Raw genomic sequence first — 20099 nt, forward strand, 5'->3', positions numbered from 1 at the left:
CGTCACACCCATGACGGCAGGCTTCTCCCCGTCGCACCGCTTCGACGGGCGCGGCTCACATGTGACATCGGATCCGGTTCGGAGGGGGAGCAGGGTGGATTCCGTTCCACCAGAGGCACCGAGCGACTCGGACCTGCTCGCCCAGCATGTAGCGGGCGACCCCGACGCCTTCGGTGAACTCGTACGCCGCCACCGCGACCGGCTCTGGGCCGTGGCGCTGCGCACCCTGAGGGACAGGGAGGAAGCGGCCGACGCCGTCCAGGACGCCCTGGTCTCCGCCTTCCGCGCCGCCCACACCTTCCGCGGTCAGTCCGCCGTCACCACCTGGCTGCACCGGATCACCGTCAACGCCTGCCTCGACCGGATCCGCAAGGCCGCCTCCCGCAAGACATCCCCGGTGGACGACGCCGAACGGCTCGATCAGCTCCTGGAGCCGCACGAATCGGCCGAGGCCCCCGCTGTGCGGCAGGATCTCCACCGCCAGCTCCAGGAAGCCCTGGCCACACTGCCCGCCGAGCAGCGGGCAGCCCTGGTCCTCGTCGACATGCAGGGGTATCCCGTCGCGGAGGCGGCCAGCATCCTGGAGGTGCCGACCGGCACCGTGAAGAGCCGATGCGCCCGGGGCCGGGCGAGACTGGCCCCCCTGGTCCGCCATCTGCGCGCGGAAACCGGGGGCCGGACCCCCGATGGGGACAACGACGCCTCCGGAAGGAACCGGACGCCCGGACCATCCGTCCCACCTGCGTCAGGACACAGAGACGCAGGAGCAAGCGATCCTGCCGCGACGAAGGGAGGAGGTGGGCGCCCGTGACATCCACGGCCGACACGGCTCAGCACCCGGAGGTCTCCGAGATCTCCGATCTCACCGAGGGACTGCTCTCCCCTCCCCGTACGGCGGAAGTCCGACGGCACATCGCGGGGTGCGAGCTCTGCTCGGAGGTACAGGACTCCCTGGAAGAGATCCGCGGGCTGCTCGGAACGATGCCCGACCCCGAGCCGATGCCTGCGGACATCGCCGCCCGCATCGACGCGGCTCTCGCGGCGGAGGCCCGCCCCACGACCCCCGCCGGGGACGAGCGGGTCGTTGTTTCACGTGAAACAACGACCGACGACGGTACGACGCGTCACAACGCGACGACCGGGCCCGCTTCCATGAGCACCGGCGCCACCTCTCCGGCCCGCCCCGCGGGCCGGGGATCCGCCGCCACCGGACCGGGCCGCCGTCCCGCCCGCCGCCGCCGGCGCGCCGTGGTCCTCGGCACGGCGTTCGGCGCCGCGGTCATCGGGATGAGCGTCTTCTTCCTTCAGTCCATGGCCCCGTCCGGCGACGCCTCCAAGCCAGCGTCCGACAGCGGAGTCAGCGCCGCGGACAGCGGCGCCCACGCCTACGCCGACGGCACGCTCGAAGGCCAGGTGCAGGACCTCCTCGGCGAGAAGGCGGGCCAGGAAAGCCCCGGTGCCAAAAAGGTGCCGCCGGACGCGGACACCAAGTCGACGGGCGAGGCCGTCAATCCGGAGGCCGAGGGGTCCCAGACCCCCTTCAAGGCCCCGGTCGTCGTCGTGCCCCCCTGCGTCCAGATGGCCACCGGCCGCACCACACCGGCCCTCGCCATCGACGAGGGGACCTACCGGGGGACGGACACCTACCTCGTCGTCCTTCCGCACCGGAACGACCCCTCACGCGTACAGGCCTACCTCGTGGCCGCCTCCTGCGTGGACGCCGCCCCGGAGTCCACCGGCCAGCTGCTGCTCACCCGCGCCTACAGCCGCCCCTGAAACCGTCCGCGCCCGCCGCGGCACGTTCGGGAATGCATCACCCGTAGGATCCGTTGGGTGGGGTGAGAGTCGTTGAACCGACCCCGTCAGCGGTTAGGCAGTCTGCAGAAACGAGGAAGAAACCCGTGAGCGACGTCCGTAATGTGATCATCATCGGCTCCGGACCGGCCGGGTACACCGCCGCGCTGTACACCGCCCGCGCCTCGCTGAACCCGTTGGTCTTCGAGGGCGCCGTCACGGCCGGCGGTGCGCTGATGAACACCACCGACGTGGAGAACTTCCCCGGCTTCCAGGACGGCATCATGGGCCCCGAGCTCATGGACAACATGCGGGCCCAGGCCGAGCGCTTCGGCGCCGAGCTGATCCCCGACGACGTGGTCTCGGTCGACCTCACCGGTGAGATCAAGACGGTCACCGACACCGCGGGCACCGTCCACCGCGCCAAGGCCGTCATCGTCACGACCGGCTCCCAGCACCGCAAGCTCGGACTGCCCAACGAGGACGCCCTCTCCGGACGCGGCGTCTCCTGGTGCGCCACCTGCGACGGCTTCTTCTTCAAGGACCATGACATCGCCGTGATCGGCGGCGGCGACACCGCGATGGAAGAGGCGACCTTCCTCTCCCGCTTCGCCAAGTCCGTCACCATCGTCCACCGCCGTGACACCCTGCGTGCCTCCAAGGCCATGCAGGACCGGGCCTTCGCCGACCCGAAGATCAAGTTCGCCTGGGACAGCGAGGTCGCCGAGGTCAAGGGCGACCAGAAGCTCTCCGGTCTGACCCTGCGCAACACCAAGACCGGCGAGACGTCCGAGCTCCCCGTGACCGGACTGTTCATCGCCGTCGGACACGACCCGCGCACCGAGCTCTTCAAGGGCCAGCTGGAGCTCGACGACGAGGGCTATCTGAAGGTCGAGGCCCCCTCCACCCGCACCAACCTGACGGGTGTCTTCGGCGCCGGAGACGTGGTCGACCACACCTACCGTCAGGCCATCACCGCAGCGGGCACCGGCTGCTCCGCCGCCCTGGACGCCGAGCGCTTCCTCTCGGCCCTGGCCGACTCGGAGCCCGCCGAGCCGGAGAAGACCCCGGTCGTCTGAACGTCCGCACCGCACCCCACACCCCGAGAGACTAAGGAGGCCGCCGTGGCCGGCGACCTGAAGCACGTTACGGATGACACCTTCGACGAGGTCGTCCTCAAGAGCGACAAGCCTGTTCTGGTGGACTTCTGGGCTGCCTGGTGCGGCCCGTGCCGCCAGATCGCCCCCTCGCTCGAGGCGATCGCAGCAGAGCACGGCGACCAGATCGAGATCGTCAAGCTCAACATCGACGAGAACCCGGCCACCGCGGCCAAGTACGGCGTGATGTCCATCCCGACCCTGAACGTCTACCAGGGCGGCGAGGTCGCCAAGACCATCGTCGGCGCCAAGCCGAAGGCCGCGATCCTTCGCGACCTCGAAGGCTTCATCAGCGCCTAGCCGAGCAGCAGCACCTCGGCTCGATGTTTCACGTGAAACGGGCCCACCCTCGAAGGGCGGGCCCGTTTCGCATGGCGGCCGACGGCGGGACGGCAATCACAGCGGACGCAGCACCGGCTCCTTCTGTACCGCCCCCAGAAGCCGATCGAGCGCCATCTCCACGTCTTCCTTCCAGGAGAGCGTCGTCCGCAGATCCAGCCGCAGCCGCGGGTACACGGGATGCGGCCGCACGGTCTTGAAGCCGACGGCCAGGAGATGATCGGCGGGGAGTACGCACGTGGCCTGCTTGGACCGCGTGTCTCCGAATGCTTCGATCGCCTTGAAGCCCCGGCGCAGGACGTCCTTGGCCACCGTCTGCACCATGACGCGGCCCAGCCCCTGGCCCTGGTATTCGGGAATGATCGCCCCAGTGATGAGCTGGACGGCATCGGGGGAGACCGGACTCGTCGGGAAAGCCGTCGAGCGGGGGACGTACGCCGGCGGGGCGTAGAGCACAAAGCCGACCGGCACGTCGTCCACATAGACCACCCGGCCGCAGGAGCCCCACTCCAGGAGGACCGCGGAGATCCAGGCTTCCTTCTCCAACTGCGGCTTGCCCGCTTTTACCGCGGCTTCCCCACTGACCGGGTCAAGCTCCCAGAAGACGCACGAGCGGCAACGCTCGGGGAGATCCGGAAGGTTGTCCAGGGTGAGTGGTACGAGCCGACGCCCCATGACGGCGATTCCTCATTTCCTTCGCCCGCCACATCACGTGCGGCTGCCAGCGCGCTCCGTTCATGGAACAGACTGCCGACGAATCCCCCGACGGCGCCCAGGCCCAGCCCGACCGTGACGAGCCGACTGCGGCTCACTCTTCGCAAGGCCTCCGCCCTCCTCTGAGGTCGATCACCATGGATGCGCCATCCCAGAACGCATCGTATCCACCCAGAGGTGATGCGGATACCGAGAGAAGGCAAAGGGCGGGCCGTGTTCCGGTATCCACCGGCGCACGGCCCGCCCTTCCAAGGTCCCGGTGCTCAGCCCTCGTCGTCGTCCTCGGACGTCTCGGCGAGCCGACTCTCCAGCACACGGCCCTCGCCCGGGGCGAGGCTGCCGAGAATCCGGTCCAGATCCTCCATCGAGGCGAACTCGACGACGATCTTGCCCTTCTTCTGCCCCAGGTCGACCTTCACCCGGGTCTCGAAGCGGTCGGACAGACGGGTCGCCAGGTCGGTCAGAGCGGGGGACAGCCGGCCGCCGGCCCTCGGTCCCTTGGACTTCGGCGAGGCCGTGGGGCGCGAGCCCATCAGCGTCACGATCTCCTCGACCGCGCGCACCGAAAGCCCCTCGGCCACGATGCGGTGTGCCAGCCGGTCCTGCTCCTCGGAGTCGTCCACGGACAGCAGGGCACGGGCATGACCGGCCGAGATGACGCCTGCGGCGACCCGGCGCTGCACCGGCGGCGAAAGCCGCAGGAGCCTCAGCGTGTTCGTCACCTGCGGACGGGAGCGGCCGATCCGGTCGGCCAGCTGGTCATGGGTGCAGTTGAAGTCCTTGAGCAGCTGGTCGTACGCAGCGGCCTCTTCCAGCGGGTTCAGCTGAGCCCGGTGGAGGTTCTCCAGCAGCGCGTCCAGCAGCAGCTTGTCGTCGTCCGTGGCGCGGACGATGGTGGGAATCCGCTCCAGGCCCGCTTCACGACAGGCCCGCCACCGACGCTCACCCATGATGAGCTCGTAGCGGTCCGGGCCCACCTTCCGGACGACGACCGGCTGGAGGAGGCCGACCTCCTTGATGGAGACGACCAGCTCGGCCAGCGCGTCCTCGTCGAAGACCTCACGGGGCTGGCGGCGGTTGGGGGTGATCGTCCCGATCGGCAGCTCGGCGAAGTACGCGCCGGACGTCGCGACATCCGGCTCGGACCGGTCCTCCGGGGCGGACGCGGGCTCCGGCACCACGGGGACGGACGGCAGTGCGGTCACCTTCGCCGCGGCCACCCCGCGCTCCGCTGTCAGGACCGGACCCGTGCCGGACGATGCCGCGCCGCCTCCGGGCGCCGACACCTGCTTCTCCTGGGGAGCGGCGGGGATCAGCGCACCGAGTCCACGCCCCAGCCCTCTACGACGCTCACTCACTGAATGCCCTCCGAGACGTTCTGCTGGCTGTTCTGACTGCTGGTGTGGGCGTGCTGGGCCTCGTAGTGCACCCCGACGCCCCGCAGAGCGATCTCCCGGGCGGCTTCGAGGTACGAGAGCGAACCGCTGGATCCCGGGTCGTAGGTCAGCACGGTCTGCCCGTAGCTCGGCGCCTCCGAGATGCGCACCGACCGCGGGATGCTCGTCCGCAGCACCTCCTTGCCGAAGTGGGTACGGACCTCCTCGGCGACCTGGGAGGCGAGCCTCGTCCGACCGTCGTACATGGTCAACAGGATCGTCGAGACGTGCAGATCCGGGTTCAGGTGGCCCCGGACCAGGTCGACGTTCCGCAGAAGCTGCCCCAGGCCTTCCAACGCGTAGTACTCGCACTGGATAGGGATCAGTACCTCGGCCCCGGCCACCAGCGCGTTCACCGTCAGCAGGCCCAGCGAGGGCGGGCAGTCGATGAGGATGTAGTCCAGCGGCTGCTCGTACGCCTGGATGGCCCGCTGGAGTCGGCTCTCCCGTGCCACGAGCGAGACCAGCTCGATCTCCGCACCGGCGAGATCGATGGTGGCGGGGGCGCAGAAGAGACCTTCGACGTCCGGTACGGGCTGGACCACCTCGGAGAGCGGACGGCTCTCCACCAGGACGTCGTAGATCGAGGGAACATCGGCATGGTGATCGATCCCCAGAGCCGTGGAAGCGTTGCCCTGCGGGTCGAGGTCGACCACCAGAACGCGCGCGCCGTGCAGGGCCAGGGAGGCGGCAAGGTTGACCGTCGTGGTCGTCTTGCCGACCCCACCCTTCTGGTTGGCCACCACCATGACGCGGGTGCGGTCAGGACGGGGCAGCCCTTCGCCGGCGCGGCCGAGGGCCTCGACCGCCAGCTGAGCAGCACGACCAATGGGTGTGTCGTCCATCGGCGGCGGTGTTTCACGTGAAACACCCTCACCCACGGACTCGGTTCGGGGACCGGGGACCGGGTCGGTCATCGGTCCCGCGATGTTGGCGTCGGACCGCAAGGATTCACTCTCCTCGACTTCAGGCTCGCAATGAACAGAGCCTGCCATGCTTTCGGGGTCGTGAACCAGCGAGGCCCGCTGTTCTGTGGATGAATCCGTGCGTGTGGACAACTCGGCAACCCGTCCGGGCTTGCGGTCGCGCGGCGTGGCAGCCGCACGACCGCGGCCGATGATTCCCTGCAGCAGAGAGCGACGTTTCACGTGAAACACGATGCCCCCGCGAGGCAACTACCAGGCCACGACACTCCGCACGGGGTATGTATCGCTACTTTCCGGCTGAATCGCTGCTAAGTGGCACAGGAAGCAATAGATGACGCATTTCAGTCGACCTCTCGGGCTGCCGGACGGACGGCGATGTCGCCGAGCAGTGCCCCGTCAGCGACGCCTGCGCGTGCGGCCCGTCCGGGCGGCCTTGACTCTCTTTGCGGCGAACCTCACACCGCCGGGGCTCTCGCCCACCACGACACGGACCACCGTGGACAGTGGATCCACCACGCCTTCGCCGACCTGAAGCACCTCGGTCTCCAGTACGCCGAGCTTGCTCAGCGCGGCCCTGGCACCGTTGATCTCCTCCTCGGCGGTGTCCCCCTTGAGCGCGAGCATCTCCCCGTACGGCTTCAGCAGGGGCACACCCCAGCCCGCCAGCCGGTCCAGCGGAGCCACCGCACGGGCGGTCACCACATGAACGGGCTGAAGCGTCCCGAGAACCTCCTCGGCCCGGCCGCGCACGACCGTCACATGGTCCAGGCCGAGCAGCTCCACGACCTCCTGGAGGAAGTTCGTCCGCCGGAGCAGCGGCTCCAGCAGAGTGATCTTGAGATCGGGACGCACCAGCGCCAGCGGGATGCCGGGCAGACCCGCGCCCGAACCCACGTCGCAGACGGTGACGCCCTCGGGCACGACCTCGGAGAGCACCGCGCAGTTCAGCAGGTGCCGCTCCCACAGCCTGGGGACCTCACGCGGCCCGATCAGGCCTCGCTTGACCCCCGCATCCGCAAGAAGCTCCGCGTACCGGACAGCCTCCGGGAAGAGCTCTCCGAATACCGCCTGCGCCTCTTCAGGTGCCTGGGGGAGCTCTGCTGCCTCCGTCACGGGGACCGTCCTTCCATACCGCACTAGCGCACTGTGGGTGGCTGACTATCAGGCTGACAAAGATCGGCCCCGCCTGCGAACAGACGGGGCCGACAGTACAAGGATCCGGTCAGGCCGGGAGAACGACGACGAAGCGCTGCGGTTCCTCGCCCTCCGACTCGCTCCGGAGACCGGCCGCGGCGATCGCGTCGTGCACGACCTTGCGCTCGAACGGCGTCATCGGATCCAGCTTCACCGGCTCGCCCGAGCTCTTGACCGCGTCCGCGGCCTTGGCACCCAGCTCCGCGAGGATCTCGCGCTTCTTGGCCCGGAAGCCGCCGATGTCCAGCATCAGACGGCTGCGGTCGCCGGTCTCCCGGTGGACGGCCAGCCGCGTCAGCTCCTGGAGCGCCTCCAGGACCTCACCGTCGCGGCCCACGAGCTTCTGCAGTTCGCGTGCCGATTCGCTGATGATCGACACCGCGGCCCGGTCCGCCTCGACGTCCATGTCGATGTCGCCGTCGAGGTCGGCGATGTCGAGCAGTCCCTCGAGGTAGTCGGCCGCGATCTCGCCCTCCTGCTCCAGGCGGGTCAGAGTGTCGCTGCCGGCCTCAGCGGCGGCCGTGGAAGTGGTGCCTTCCGTCACGGATGGACTCCTTCTTACTTCTTGGACGGGTGCTTGGGCCGCTGCGGGCCCTTGCGCTGTCCGGACTTGGCTTGGCGTGAGGAGCCGGAGGCGGGCTTGCCCGCCGACTTCGGCTGGTCGTCCTGCGGTGCGTCCTTCTTCTCGAGCGAGGTCTTGGAGTCGGCAGCCGACTCCGTGTCCTTGACTCCACCGGCCGTGGCGGTGGCCGTCTGGCGCTTCGCCTTGGTCTGACGCTTGGGCTGCTGGCGCTTGTGCGCCTGGCTGCCCTCGGCGTCGACGGCGGCGGTCTCGCTCTTCTCCACGGTGCCGTCCTCCTGGGCCGCGAGACCCAGCTTGCCGAGACCGGTGATGAACTTGCGCTCGATGTCGTTGCGGTCGGGACCCTTGGCGACGATCGCCTTGACGGTGTTGCGCCGGGTGCGGCCGCGCACCTGCTCGTGGGAGGTCACGCTCTTGAGGACCCGCTGGAGGTAGGCGTCCTGCGCCTTGCTGCCCGGCGTCGGGTTCTGGTTGATCACGTACATCTGCTGACCCATGGTCCAGACGTTCGTGGTCAGCCAGTAGACGAGGACACCGACGGGGAAGTTGATGCCCATCACGGCGAAGATGACCGGGAAGATGTACATCAGCATCTTCTGCTGCTGCATGTACGGGGTCTTCACCGTCAGGTCGACGTTCTTCGTCATCAGCTGGCGCTGGGTGAAGAACTGCGAGGCCGACATCAGCACGATCATGATCGCGGTGACGATCCGGACGTCCATCAGAGAGGCGTCGAGCGAGGTGACCTTCTCGACGCTGTCAGTGAACTTCGCGGCCAGCGGGGCGCCGAAGATGTGTGCCTGACGCGCGCTGTCCAGCAGGTCCTGGTTGATCGCCCCGATCTTCTTGCCCGAGGCGATGGACGACAGCACGTGATACAGGGCGAAGAAGAACGGGGACTGCGCCAGGATGGGAAGACACGAGGAGAGCGGGTTGGTGCCCGTCTCCTTGTACAGCTTCATCATCTCTTCGGACTGACGCTGCTTGTCGTTCTTGTAGCGCTCCTGGATCGCCTTCATCTTCGGCTGGAGCACCTGCATGTTGCGGGTCGACTTGATCTGCTTCACGAAGAGCGGGATCAGGCAGATCCGGATCAGCACCACCAGGGACACGATCGACAGGCCCCAGGCCCATCCGGAGTCGTCGCCGAAGAGCGCCCCGTAGACCTTGTGGAACTGAACGATGACCCATGAGACGGGTGTGGTGATAAAGCTGAACAGACTGGCAATCGTGTCCACTAATCAGGCTCCTTGAGCATTGGGCGAGGTCTCTGCGGCCGGGCTCGGAGGTTCGGAGACCGACCCCCCGGACGGCACATCAGCGGCGGACTCCCCGCCCTTTTCGCCGCGCAGGGCGTTGCGCAGCAACTCGTGCCACCGCGGACGCTTGCGTGGCGGAACATGATCCACACCACCGGGTGACCACGGATTGCACCGCAGGATGCGCCAGGCTGTCAGCGCTGTTCCCTTGATGGCACCGTGCCTGTCGATCGACGTATATCCATAGTGGGAACACGACGGGTAGTAACGGCAGACAGGCCCGAGGAGTGGACTGATCGTCCACTGGTACAGCTTGATGAGAGCCAGCAGCGGGTACTTCATCGCGCGCCCCCTCCCAGCAGCCGCTGAAGAGCGGCGTCCAGGTCTCGGGCCAGCTGTGCATGATCGGCGTCGCCCGCACCGGGCAGCGCCCGTACGACAACAAGGCTACCGGGGGGCAGCTGAGCCAGCCGGTCGCGGACCAGGTGGCGAAGCCTCCGCTTCACCGCGGTACGGACGACGGCGCCCCCCACGGCCTTGCTGACAACGAAACCCGCACGCGGCGGGGGAACAGTCTCCCCCGTCACGTGCGGGTCCGTATCACCGCTGCGTAGATGGACGACGAGCAGCGGACGTCCGGCTCGACGTCCTCGTCGTACCGCGGTCGCGAAGTCCTCGCGCCGCCTCAGCCGATTCTCGGTAGGCAGCACGTCATGGACCTGTAAGCGATCAGGCGGACAGGCTGCTGCGGCCCTTGCCACGGCGGTTCGCGAGAATCGCACGGCCGGCACGGGTACGCATGCGCAGCCGGAAGCCATGGGTCTTGGCGCGACGACGGTTGTTCGGCTGGAAGGTGCGCTTGCTCACTCGGGGGCTCCAGAAATGATTCGTGTGTTGGCGGGACATCGCCTGGCTGTCACCGTGCGCCCACGAGGAACTCGCGTAAACGCCTTAGTGCACCGCTTCACAATCACAGATCGTGATCTTTGCCCATCGGAGGCAGGCGGCAGCAGCCATCGACAACTCGACCTGGTCACGGTACGCGCGGCTACGCCATCCGGTCAAACCGGGTTGGCTCGACCCCTCATTGTGCACAGCCTGTGGACAACAACTTGAACCGCGCGGGTCGGCCTGACTACCGTGGCTGGACTCCGGTTCTTTTCCTTCCCGACTGCCGGGCCTCACCCGACCCGACCCATCCCGTCCCGAGAACCACACATTCGTGGGACCTGCGAGAGAGCGTGCCTTGTGGCTGACGTACCTGCCGATCTTGCCGCAGTGTGGCCGCGAGTGCTGGAACAACTCCTCGGGGAAGGCCAGCAGGGCATCGAGCCGAAGGACAAGCAGTGGATCGAACGCTGCCAGCCGCTGGCACTCGTCGCCGACACCGCACTGCTGGCCGTTCCCAATGAATGGGGCAAGCGCGTCCTGGAGGGCCGGCTCGCGCCGCTCATCAGCGAGACGCTGACCCGGGAGTGCGGCCGCCCCATCCGGATCGCGATCACCGTCGACGACTCAGCGGGCGAACCGCCCGCTCCGCCGGCGCCCCCCATGCACCAGTCGCACCAGAGCCAGCAGGGCCACCGCTACCCGGCGCAGCCGCGCGAGGACGCGGCGCGGGGCGAGTCCTACGACGGATACGGTCACCGGCCCTCCGACGACGGCATGCCGACGGCCCGCCCGGCCTACCCCGACTACCAGCAGCAGCGCCCGGAGCCCGGCGCCTGGCCGCGTACCCAGGAGGACCTCTCCTGGCAGCAGCCGCGGCACGGCGGGTACCAGGACCGCGAGCAGCCCTCCGGCGAGCCCTACCGCGAGTCCGATGCGTACCGGGAGAACGAGCAGTACCGCGAGCAGCCCTCCGAGCAGTGGCGCGAGCCGTACGGCTCCGGGCGCCCCCAGCAGCCGCAGCGCGACTACCGGTCGCAGCCGCCCGAGCACCAGGGGTACGAGCAGCAGCGCCCCGACCGGCAGGACCAGCAGCCGCAGCACCGCCACGGCCCCGGCCGGACCGGCGGCTCGGTCCCCGGCCCGATGGGAGCCCAGCCGGCCCCCGCGCCGGGCCCCGGCGAACCGCACGCCCGGCTGAACCCGAAGTACCTCTTCGACACCTTCGTCATCGGGGCGTCCAACCGGTTCGCGCACGCCGCGGCCGTCGCCGTCGCCGAGGCGCCCGCGAAGGCGTACAACCCCCTCTTCATCTACGGGGAGTCGGGGCTCGGCAAGACCCACCTGCTGCACGCCATCGGCCACTACGCCCGCAGCCTCTACCCGGGGACCCGCGTGCGGTACGTGAGCTCGGAGGAGTTCACCAACGAGTTCATCAACTCGATCCGCGACGGCAAGGGCGACACCTTCCGCAAGCGCTACCGCGACGTGGACATCCTGCTGGTCGACGACATCCAGTTCCTGGCGAGCAAGGAGTCGACGCAGGAGGAGTTCTTCCACACCTTCAATACGCTGCACAACGCGAACAAGCAGATCGTGCTCTCCTCGGACCGGCCGCCCAAGCAGCTGGTGACGCTGGAGGACCGGCTGCGCAACCGCTTCGAGTGGGGCCTGACCACCGACGTCCAGCCGCCCGAGCTGGAGACCCGGATCGCGATCCTCAGGAAGAAGGCGGTGCAGGAGCAGCTCAACGCCCCGCCCGAGGTCCTGGAGTTCATCGCCTCGCGGATCTCGCGCAACATCCGTGAGCTGGAGGGCGCCCTGATCCGGGTGACCGCCTTCGCCTCCCTGAACCGGCAGCCGGTGGATCTCGGTCTGACCGAGATCGTCCTGAAGGACCTGATCCCGGGCGGCGAGGAGTCGGCCCCGGAGATCACCGCGCCGGCCATCATGGCGGCGACCGCGGACTACTTCGGCCTCACCGTGGACGACCTCTGCGGATCCTCGCGCAGCCGGGTCCTGGTGACGGCGCGCCAGATCGCCATGTATCTGTGCCGGGAGCTGACCGACCTCTCGCTGCCGAAGATCGGTGCGCAGTTCGGCGGCCGCGACCATACGACGGTGATGCACGCGGACCGGAAGATCCGGGCGCTGATGGCGGAGCGCCGCTCCATCTACAACCAGGTCACCGAGCTGACCAACCGCATCAAGAACGGCTGACGCCGGCTTCCCCGGCTTCTCCGGGCGCGCTCCTCAAAGGCGCCTGTCGCTGACCTCCACGGTCCGCGGCAGGCGCTTTTTCGCGTTCCCGGGGCCCGCAGCCGGCTCCCCGGGGCCCGCCACCGGCCTCCCAGCGCCCGCGCCGAACGCCTCCCCGAAGCCCCGCTGTTCGAATCCGGGCTGCTCAGAGGCCCTTCTCCACAGATGTGCCGGGAATTTTCCGTCCACAGCCTGGGGACCGGGAAGTTGTCCATATTGCGTCCACAGGCCGGGCTGCCGATACTCCATCAGGCCAGGTCACGTGGCTGGGGATTTGTGGTCAACCGTGATCCACAGCCTGTGGACAGAATTCTCGTCCACAGGGGGTCGCCGATGTTGTCCACCGGCGACCCACAGGCCGAGCCGTGTTGTCCCCAGCTTCTCCACACCCCTGTCCACTGTTCGGCAACGCAACACACGCTCTCACCGTCCGGAGTGAAAGGCGTCACACCAAGGTGGTCGGTTGGGCTGTGGGGAACGTGGGTAAAGCTGGGGACAGGCCTGGGGAGAAGTGGCCCCCTCCTGTGCATCGGGTGTGCAGAACTTTCGCCCGTCCACAGAAAGCCCCGGTTGTCCACGGGCGCCACCCACAGGACCGGTGGACAAAAAACAGTCGTTGACCTGCGAAAACGACGTTATCCACGGTATCCACAAGGCCTACTACTACTACCACCCAGAGTTAGCCAGGAATCAGCTTCGAAGTGGGGCCTGTGTACAACTCGACCTTCGACCGCCGCGAAGCTCTTGGCCCGACTTGACCCCGAGCAGCAACGACTGTCGGCGCGGTACGTCAGACTGGACCCCGGAGCCTCCCCAGCCCTCGGCAGGGAGCTCCGGTCCAGACGACGAAGGCCAGCAGGGCGAGCGAGCAACAGCAGGAGGCGGTTCCGGTGAAGATCCGGGTGGAGCGCGATGTACTCGCGGAGGCGGTGGCCTGGGTGGCCCGCAGCCTCCCGGCCCGTCCGCCGGCGCCCGTTCTCGCGGGCCTTCTGCTGAAGGCCGAGGACGGGGCTCTCAGCTTCTCCAGCTTCGACTACGAGGTCTCCGCCAGGGTCTCCGTCGACGCGGAGATCGACGAGGACGGCACGGTGCTCGTCTCGGGCCGGCTGCTCGCCGACATCTGCCGCGCCCTGCCCAACCGCCCGGTGGAGATCTCCACCGACGGTGTGCGGGCCACGGTCGTCTGCGGCTCCTCGCGCTTCACCCTCCACACACTGCCGGTGGAGGAGTACCCCGCGCTGCCGCAGATGCCGACCGCCACGGGCACCGTCCCCGGTGAGGTCTTCGCCTCGGCCGCCGCCCAGGTCGCCATCGCCGCGGGCCGCGACGACACGCTGCCCGTGCTCACCGGCGTACGGATCGAGATCGAGGGCGACACGGTCACCCTCGCCTCCACCGACCGCTACCGCTTCGCCGTCCGTGAGTTCCTGTGGAAGCCCGAGAGCGCCGACATCTCGGCGGTCGCCTTGGTGCCCGCCAAGACGCTCCTGGACACCGCGAAGGCACTCACCAGCGGCGACACGGTCACCCTGGCGCTCTCCGGCTCCGGTGCGGGCGAGGGCCTGATCGGTTTCGAGGGCGCCGGCCGTCGCACGACCACCCGGCTGCTCGAGGGCGACCTGCCGAAGTACCGCACGCTCTTCCCGACCGAGTTCAACTCCGTCGCGGTGATCGAGACGGCCCCCTTCGTCGAGGCCGTCAAGCGCGTGGCCCTGGTCGCCGAGCGCAACACCCCCGTACGGCTCAGCTTCGAGCAGGGCGTGCTCATCCTGGAAGCCGGTTCCAGCGACGACGCACAGGCTGTGGAGCGCGTCGACGCGGTGCTGGAGGGCGACGACATCTCGATCGCCTTCAACCCGACGTTCCTGCTGGACGGTCTGAGCGCCATCGACTCCCCCGTCGCGCAGCTCTCGTTCACCACGTCCACCAAGCCCGCCCTGCTCAGCGGCCGCCCGGCCGTCGACGCCGAGGCGGACGACGCGTACAAGTACCTGATCATGCCGGTGCGCCTCTCCGGCTGACAGCGGCTTCCCCCGGCCGACCGGGGGGCCGTCCTGCGGCAGTTCTCGGCGGGCCCGCTCGGCGCGGAGCGGGCCCGCCGTGCTGTCCCCGGCCGGGCGTAGGCTCGGTCCCGGGCACACAGCCCCGACGCTTATCGCCACGACGCTTAAGGAATCTCTGATGGAGCTCGGTCTCGTCGGCCTCGGCAAGATGGGCGGCAACATGCGCGAGCGCATCCGCCGCGCAGGCCACACCGTCATCGGTTACGACCGCAACCCGGATGTCGCCGATGTCCACAGTCTCGAAGAGCTTGTGGGCAAGCTGAAGGGCCCGCGGGTCGTGTGGGTCATGGTTCCGGCCGGTGCCGCGACCCAGTCCACGATCGACGAGCTGGCCGCGCTGCTCTCGCCCGGCGACGTCGTCGTCGACGGTGGGAACTCGCGCTGGACCGACGACGAGAAGCACGCCGTCGAGCTGGGCATCAAGGACATCGGATTCGTCGACTGCGGTGTCTCCGGTGGCGTCTGGGGTCTGGAGAACGGCTACGCCCTGATGTACGGCGGCACCGAGGAGAACGTGGCGAAGGTCCAGCCGATCTTCGACGCGCTGAAGCCCGAGGGCGACTTCGGTTCGGTGCACGCGGGCAAGGTCGGGGCCGGCCACTTCGCGAAGATGGTCCACAACGGCATCGAGTACGCCATGATGCAGGCCTACGCCGAGGGCTGGGAGCTGCTGGAGAAGGTCGACTCCGTCACCGACGTGCGCGAGGTCTTCCGCTCCTGGCAGGAGGGCACGGTCATCCGTTCCTGGCTGCTCGACCTCGCGGTGAACGCGCTGGACGACGACGAGCACCTGGACAAGCTCCGTGGCTTCGCCGCCGACTCGGGCGAGGGCCGCTGGACGGTGGAGGCCGCGATCGACAACGCGGTGCCGCTGCCCGCGATCACGGCGTCGCTGTTCGCGCGGTTCGCCTCGCGGCAGGACGACTCGCCGCAGATGAAGATGATCGCCGCGCTGCGCAACCAGTTCGGCGGGCACGCGGTCGAGAACAAGAAGTAACCCCGCCGCCGGCACCCTGCGGCGCCGGCGACACAGCACGACACAGCGGAACGGAAAGGCCCGGGAGGTCGGCGCACATGCATGTCACCCATCTCTCGCTGGCCGACTTCCGCTCGTACGCCCGGGTCGAGGTTCCTCTCGACCCGGGCGTCACCGCGTTCGTGGGGCCCAACGGACAGGGCAAGACCAACCTCGTCGAGGCCGTCGGCTATCTCGCCACCCTCGGCAGCCACCGGGTCTCCTCGGACGCCCCGCTGGTGCGGATGGGCGCGGAGCGGGCGGTGATCCGCGCGGCGGTGACGCAGGGCGAGCGTTCGCAGCTGATCGAGCTTGAGCTGACCCCCGGCCGCGCCAATCGGGCCCGTATCAACAGGTCTTCGCAGGTCAGACCGCGTGATGTGCTCGGCATCGTGCGGACCGTGCTGTTCGCCCCGGAGGATCTGGCCCTGGTCAAGGGCGACCCCGGCGAGCGACGGCGGTTCCTGGACGAGCTGATCACGGCGCGTTCGCCCCGGATGGCCGGGGTCCGCTCGGACTACGAGCGGGTGCTCAAGCAGCGCAACACCCTGCTGAAGTCGGCTGCGATGGCCCGGCGGCACGGCGGCCGCTCGATGGACCTGTCCACCCTCGACGTCTGGGACCAGCACCTGGGGCGGGTGGGCGCGGAGCTGCTCGCGCAGCGTCTCGATCTGATCGCCACGCTCCAGCCGCTGGCCGACAAGGCGTACGGGGACGTCGCGCCGGGCGGCGGTCCGGTGGCGCTGGAGTACCGCAGTTCGGTCGGCGAGGACGTGGGTCCCGGGCGTACCCGCGACGAGCTGTACGAGCAGGTGATCGCGGCGCTCGTGGGGGTCCGCAAGCAGGAGATCGAGCGGGGCGTGACGCTGGTGGGCCCGCACCGCGACGACCTGGTGCTCAGTCTGCGGTCGATGCCGGCGAAGGGGTACGCGAGTCACGGCGAGTCCTGGAGTTTCGCGCTGGCGCTGCGGCTGGCCAGTTACGAGCTGTTGCGCTCCGAGGGCAACGAGCCGGTGCTGGTCCTGGACGACGTCTTCGCCGAGCTGGACGCCCGCCGCCGGGAGCGGCTGGCGGAGCTGGTGGCGCCGGGCGAGCAGGTGCTCGTGACGGCCGCGGTGGCGGAGGACGTTCCGGGCGTGCTGGCGGGGACGCGGTACGCGGTGACCGCGGGCGAGGTGAAGCGCGTATGACCGGCCGGGGCGATAGCACGGCGGGCCGCCGGGGATCGGCCTCCCGCGGGGGCCGTACGGGAGCCTCCCGCGCGGACAGCGCGGGTGCGGCCCGCGCGAAGGGCGTGGGCGCGGACCGGTCCGAGGGGCCCGGTGGCGCGGGAGAGGCCCTGCCGGATCCGGCCGTTTCCGGGGAGTCCGCCGGGGCGTCGAAGCCGCCCGAGGTGACCGGGGTCGATCTCGCCCGGGTCGCCTTGCGGGCGGCGAAGGAGCAGGCCAGGGCGCGGGGCGCGGCGGCCCAGCAGAAGAAGCAGGCCCGGCGGGGCGGTGGGCTGCGCTCGGGGGCCCGGTCGGACGGCCGGGATCCGCAGGCGCTGGGTTCCGCGATCAACCGGCTGATCACCGAGCGGGGCTGGGAGACGCCCGCCGCGGTCGGCGGGGTGATGGGGCGGTGGCCGCAGATCGTCGGCGACGACCTGGCGAACCACTGCGTACCGCTGCGGTACGACGACGACCCGGAGGCCCGGGTGCTGACCGTGAGCTGTGACTCGACGGCGTGGGCGACGCAGCTGCGGCTGCTGGCGCCGCAGCTGGTGGCCCGGCTGAACGCGGATCTGGGCCAGGGCACCGTACGGATGATCAAGGTGGTCGGGCCGGGCGGCCCGGAGCGCCGGTTCGGTCCGCTGCGGGCGCCGGGCAGCAAGGGGCCGGGGGACACCTACGGGTGAGGTCGGGCCCGCCGGTGGGAAGGTCCGGCCCGACGGGGCCCCGCGGTCGGGTTTCCCGCTTCTCCGCCACTTCCTCGCTGCTTCGGTGAGGATCACGGCTCGGCGACCCTGAGCTGCGGTTTCGGCCTAAAATTGTCGTGTCCCGGGCGAGCGTGACGCCGGTTTCGTCATGGTTCGCTCGCGAGGAAACCGGGCGGTACGGCCGGACTGTTCCTCACCGTAGCGGGAGGTTGACTGGCCGAAGCGCTCAATGCCCGTCAGGGCCTCTTGGGGACCCTTCCTGAATATGGGGAGTCGTCAGGCGCTCATTCAGGGCGGCACATGCGGACTCAGGTACCGGCAAACCCCCATTCATGTCGGCGCTACCGGTAGACTGGTGAGTAATCCCGCCGCTGAGGCGGGAGTCGTCGATACAAGCCGAACGACGCAGCCGCTCCCGCCTGTCCGGAGAACGGCCTGTGCTGTGCCAGAAAGGGCGCTTCGTGGCCGATTCCGGCAACCCCAACGAGAACATTCCGTCCACAGCCGGTGAGGGCGGCGAGGTCACCGCCTCGTACGACGCCAGCGCGATCACCGTGCTGGAAGGGCTGGACGCGGTCCGCAAGCGACCTGGCATGTACATCGGCTCGACCGGTGAGCGCGGCCTGCACCACCTCGTGCAGGAAGTCGTCGACAACTCGGTCGACGAGGCGATGGCCGGCCACGCGGACACCATCGACGTCACGATCCTCGCCGACGGCGGGGTGCGCGTGATCGACAACGGCCGGGGCATCCCGGTCGGCATCGTGCCGTCCGAAGGAAAGCCGGCCGTCGAGGTCGTGCTGACCGTCCTGCACGCGGGCGGCAAGTTCGGCGGCGGCGGTTACGCCGTCTCCGGCGGTCTACACGGCGTCGGCGTCTCCGTCGTCAACGCTTTGTCCACCCGGGTCTGCGTCGAGGTCAAGACGGACGGCTACCGCTGGACCCAGGACTACAAGCTCGGCGTCCCGACCGCCGATCTGGCCCAGCACGAGGCCACCGAGGAGACCGGTACGTCGGTCACCTTCTGGGCCGACGGGGACATCTTCGAGACCACCGAGTACAGCTTCGAGACCCTCTCGCGCCGCTTCCAGGAGATGGCGTTCCTCAACAAGGGCCTCACCCTCCAGCTCACCGACGAGCGGGAGTCGGCGAAGGCGACGGCGGGCGCGGACAGCGCGGACGCGGTCGAGCCCGCGGAGGAGGAAGCCGCTCGCTCGGTCACGTACCACTACGAAAACGGCATCGTCGATTTCGTGAAGTACCTCAACTCCCGCAAGGGCGACGTCATTCACCAGTCGGTGATCGACATCGAGGCCGAGGACAAGGACCGTCTCCTCTCGGCCGAGATCGCCATGCAGTGGAACACGCAGTACACCGAAGGCGTCTACTCCTTCGCCAACGCGATCCACACGCACGAGGGCGGCACGCACGAGGAGGGCTTCCGTGCGGCGCTGACCTCGCTGGTCAACCGGTACGCGCGCGACAAGAAGCTGCTCCGCGAGAAGGACGACAACCTCACCGGTGAGGACGTCCGCGAGGGTCTCACCGCGATCATCTCGGTGAAGCTGGGCGAGCCGCAGTTCGAGGGCCAGACGAAGACCAAGCTGGGCAACACGGAGGCCAAGACCTTCGTGCAGAAGGTCGTCCACGAGCAGCTGACGGACTGGTTCGACCGGAATCCCAACGAGGCCGCCGACATCATCCGCAAGGGCATCGCCGCCTCGACCGCCCGGGTGGCGGCCCGCAAGGCGCGCGACCTGACGCGGCGCAAAGGGCTCCTGGAGAGCGCCTCGCTGCCGGGCAAGCTCAGCGACTGCCAGTCGAACGACCCGACCAAGTGCGAGATCTTCATCGTCGAGGGTGACTCCGCCGGCGGTTCGGCGAAGTCCGGCCGCAACCCGATGTACCAGGCGATCCTGCCCATCCGCGGCAAGATCCTGAACGTCGAGAAGGCCCGGATCGACAAGATCCTCCAGAACACCGAGGTCCAGGCGCTGATCTCGGCGTTCGGCACCGGGGTCCACGAGGACTTCGACATCGAGAAGCTCCGCTATCACAAGATCATTCTGATGGCGGACGCCGACGTCGACGGCCAGCACATCAACACGCTCCTGCTGACCTTCCTCTTCCGCTTCATGCGGCCGTTGGTGGAGGCCGGGCACGTCTACCTCTCGCGCCCGCCGCTCTACAAGATCAAGTGGGGCCGGGACGACTTCGAGTACGCGTACTCGGACCGGGAGCGCGACGCCCTGGTGGCGCTCGGCAAGCAGAACGGCAAGCGGATCAAGGAAGACTCGATCCAGCGCTTCAAGGGCCTCGGCGAGATGAACGCCGAAGAGCTGCGCGTCACGACCATGGACGTCGACCACCGGGTCCTCGGCCAGGTCACTCTGGACGACGCGGCGCAGGCCGACGACCTGTTCTCGGTGCTCATGGGTGAGGACGTCGAGGCACGGCGCTCGTTCATCCAGCGCAATGCCAAGGACGTCCGCTTCCTCGACATCTGAGTCGGCCGTACCAGCGACGCCGCAGCTCGAAAGGACTTTGACCAGCA

At 68.8% G+C, this 20099-nt stretch carries 19 protein-coding genes; 10 read left to right on the forward strand and 9 right to left on the reverse strand.

Annotated elements, in window-relative coordinates; all coding sequences use genetic code 11:
* Positions 1-94 precede the first annotated feature (94 nt).
* From sigM to trxA, 4 genes are all read left to right on the forward strand, one after another.
* Complete coding sequence (gene sigM / locus ACH4UK_RS18240; protein WP_398357416.1) at positions 95-811, forward strand: RNA polymerase sigma factor SigM; 717 nt, start codon at positions 95-97, stop codon at positions 809-811.
* Positions 808-1776: a hypothetical protein gene (locus ACH4UK_RS18245; RefSeq protein ID WP_398357417.1), complete on the forward strand. Its 969-nt coding sequence runs from the start codon at positions 808-810 to the stop codon at positions 1774-1776. Before sigM ends, ACH4UK_RS18245 begins: the two co-directional genes overlap by 4 nt.
* Before the next feature lie 125 nt (positions 1777-1901).
* Positions 1902-2873 (forward strand): thioredoxin-disulfide reductase, encoded by a 972-nt coding sequence (gene trxB / locus ACH4UK_RS18250; protein ID WP_398357419.1) that lies wholly within the window; start codon positions 1902-1904, stop codon positions 2871-2873.
* Between the two features lie 45 nt (positions 2874-2918).
* Positions 2919-3251, forward strand: coding sequence for a thioredoxin (gene trxA, locus ACH4UK_RS18255; protein ID WP_018957328.1), 333 nt, complete (start codon positions 2919-2921; stop codon positions 3249-3251).
* A 96-nt stretch (positions 3252-3347) separates the two neighbouring features.
* Here the strand turns inward: trxA and ACH4UK_RS18260 are convergent, their stop codons facing one another.
* The 9 genes from ACH4UK_RS18260 to rpmH form a co-directional block, all read right to left on the reverse strand.
* Positions 3348-3965: a GNAT family N-acetyltransferase gene (locus tag ACH4UK_RS18260; protein WP_398357421.1), complete on the reverse strand. Its 618-nt coding sequence runs from the start codon at positions 3963-3965 to the stop codon at positions 3348-3350.
* Between the two features lie 302 nt (positions 3966-4267).
* The gene (locus tag ACH4UK_RS18265) at positions 4268-5362 is read right to left on the reverse strand and encodes a ParB/RepB/Spo0J family partition protein (RefSeq protein ID WP_398357423.1); all 1095 of its coding nucleotides are present in this window, start codon (positions 5360-5362) and stop codon (positions 4268-4270) included.
* The gene (locus tag ACH4UK_RS18270; RefSeq protein ID WP_078585112.1) at positions 5359-6435 is read right to left on the reverse strand and encodes a ParA family protein; all 1077 of its coding nucleotides are present in this window, start codon (positions 6433-6435) and stop codon (positions 5359-5361) included. Before ACH4UK_RS18270 ends, ACH4UK_RS18265 begins: the two co-directional genes overlap by 4 nt.
* Before the next feature lie 327 nt (positions 6436-6762).
* Positions 6763-7479, reverse strand: coding sequence for a 16S rRNA (guanine(527)-N(7))-methyltransferase RsmG (rsmG, locus tag ACH4UK_RS18275; protein ID WP_398357425.1), 717 nt, complete (start codon positions 7477-7479; stop codon positions 6763-6765).
* Between the two features lie 109 nt (positions 7480-7588).
* Complete coding sequence (locus ACH4UK_RS18280; RefSeq protein ID WP_398357427.1) at positions 7589-8104, reverse strand: protein jag; 516 nt, start codon at positions 8102-8104, stop codon at positions 7589-7591.
* Positions 8105-8118: 14 nt separating this feature from the next.
* Positions 8119-9381: a membrane protein insertase YidC gene (gene yidC / locus ACH4UK_RS18285; RefSeq protein ID WP_398357429.1), complete on the reverse strand. Its 1263-nt coding sequence runs from the start codon at positions 9379-9381 to the stop codon at positions 8119-8121.
* Between the two features lie 3 nt (positions 9382-9384).
* The gene (yidD, locus tag ACH4UK_RS18290; RefSeq protein WP_006125986.1) at positions 9385-9744 is read right to left on the reverse strand and encodes a membrane protein insertion efficiency factor YidD; all 360 of its coding nucleotides are present in this window, start codon (positions 9742-9744) and stop codon (positions 9385-9387) included.
* Entirely contained in the window at positions 9741-10112 is a 372-nt protein-coding gene (gene rnpA, locus ACH4UK_RS18295; RefSeq protein ID WP_003967883.1) for a ribonuclease P protein component, read from the reverse strand. Before rnpA ends, yidD begins: the two co-directional genes overlap by 4 nt.
* 19 nt (positions 10113-10131) lie before the next feature.
* Entirely contained in the window at positions 10132-10269 is a 138-nt protein-coding gene (gene rpmH, locus ACH4UK_RS18300; protein WP_003967884.1) for a 50S ribosomal protein L34, read from the reverse strand.
* A gap of 381 nt (positions 10270-10650) precedes the next feature.
* Between rpmH and dnaA the strand changes: the two genes are divergently transcribed.
* The 6 genes from dnaA (at position 10651) to gyrB (ending at position 20052) form a co-directional block, all read left to right on the forward strand.
* Positions 10651-12510: a chromosomal replication initiator protein DnaA gene (gene dnaA, locus ACH4UK_RS18305; protein ID WP_398357431.1), complete on the forward strand. Its 1860-nt coding sequence runs from the start codon at positions 10651-10653 to the stop codon at positions 12508-12510.
* A gap of 929 nt (positions 12511-13439) precedes the next feature.
* Positions 13440-14570, forward strand: coding sequence for a DNA polymerase III subunit beta (gene dnaN, locus ACH4UK_RS18310; RefSeq protein WP_398357432.1), 1131 nt, complete (start codon positions 13440-13442; stop codon positions 14568-14570).
* 160 nt (positions 14571-14730) lie between these two features.
* Positions 14731-15609, forward strand: a complete 879-nt coding sequence (gnd, locus tag ACH4UK_RS18315; protein ID WP_103509458.1) for a phosphogluconate dehydrogenase (NAD(+)-dependent, decarboxylating) — start codon at positions 14731-14733, stop codon at positions 15607-15609.
* Positions 15610-15686: 77 nt separating this feature from the next.
* The gene (gene recF, locus ACH4UK_RS18320; RefSeq protein WP_398357434.1) at positions 15687-16817 is read left to right on the forward strand and encodes a DNA replication/repair protein RecF; all 1131 of its coding nucleotides are present in this window, start codon (positions 15687-15689) and stop codon (positions 16815-16817) included.
* Positions 16818-17020: 203 nt separating this feature from the next.
* Complete coding sequence (locus ACH4UK_RS18325) at positions 17021-17524, forward strand: DUF721 domain-containing protein (protein ID WP_398357767.1); 504 nt, start codon at positions 17021-17023, stop codon at positions 17522-17524.
* Positions 17525-17982: 458 nt separating this feature from the next.
* Complete coding sequence (gyrB, locus tag ACH4UK_RS18330; protein ID WP_398357436.1) at positions 17983-20052, forward strand: DNA topoisomerase (ATP-hydrolyzing) subunit B; 2070 nt, start codon at positions 17983-17985, stop codon at positions 20050-20052.
* The last annotated feature ends 47 nt before the right edge of the window (positions 20053-20099 follow it).

The sequence above is a fragment of the Streptomyces sp. NPDC020884 genome (assembly GCF_044333935.1).
Taxonomy (GTDB): domain Bacteria; phylum Actinomycetota; class Actinomycetes; order Streptomycetales; family Streptomycetaceae; genus Streptomyces.

What these genes read in the sequence shown, in the direction of transcription:
- ACH4UK_RS18260 (WP_398357421.1), bottom strand. Translation starts at nt 3,965, where the DNA reads ATGGGGCGTCGGCTCGTACCACTCACCCTGGACAACCTTCCGGATCTC.
- ACH4UK_RS18270 (WP_078585112.1), bottom strand. Translation starts at nt 6,435, where the DNA reads ATGGCAGGCTCTGTTCATTGCGAGCCTGAAGTCGAGGAGAGTGAATCC.
- yidD (WP_006125986.1), bottom strand. Translation starts at nt 9,744, where the DNA reads ATGAAGTACCCGCTGCTGGCTCTCATCAAGCTGTACCAGTGGACGATC.
- gnd (WP_103509458.1), top strand. Translation starts at nt 14,731, where the DNA reads ATGGAGCTCGGTCTCGTCGGCCTCGGCAAGATGGGCGGCAACATGCGC.
- recF (WP_398357434.1), top strand. Translation starts at nt 15,687, where the DNA reads ATGCATGTCACCCATCTCTCGCTGGCCGACTTCCGCTCGTACGCCCGG.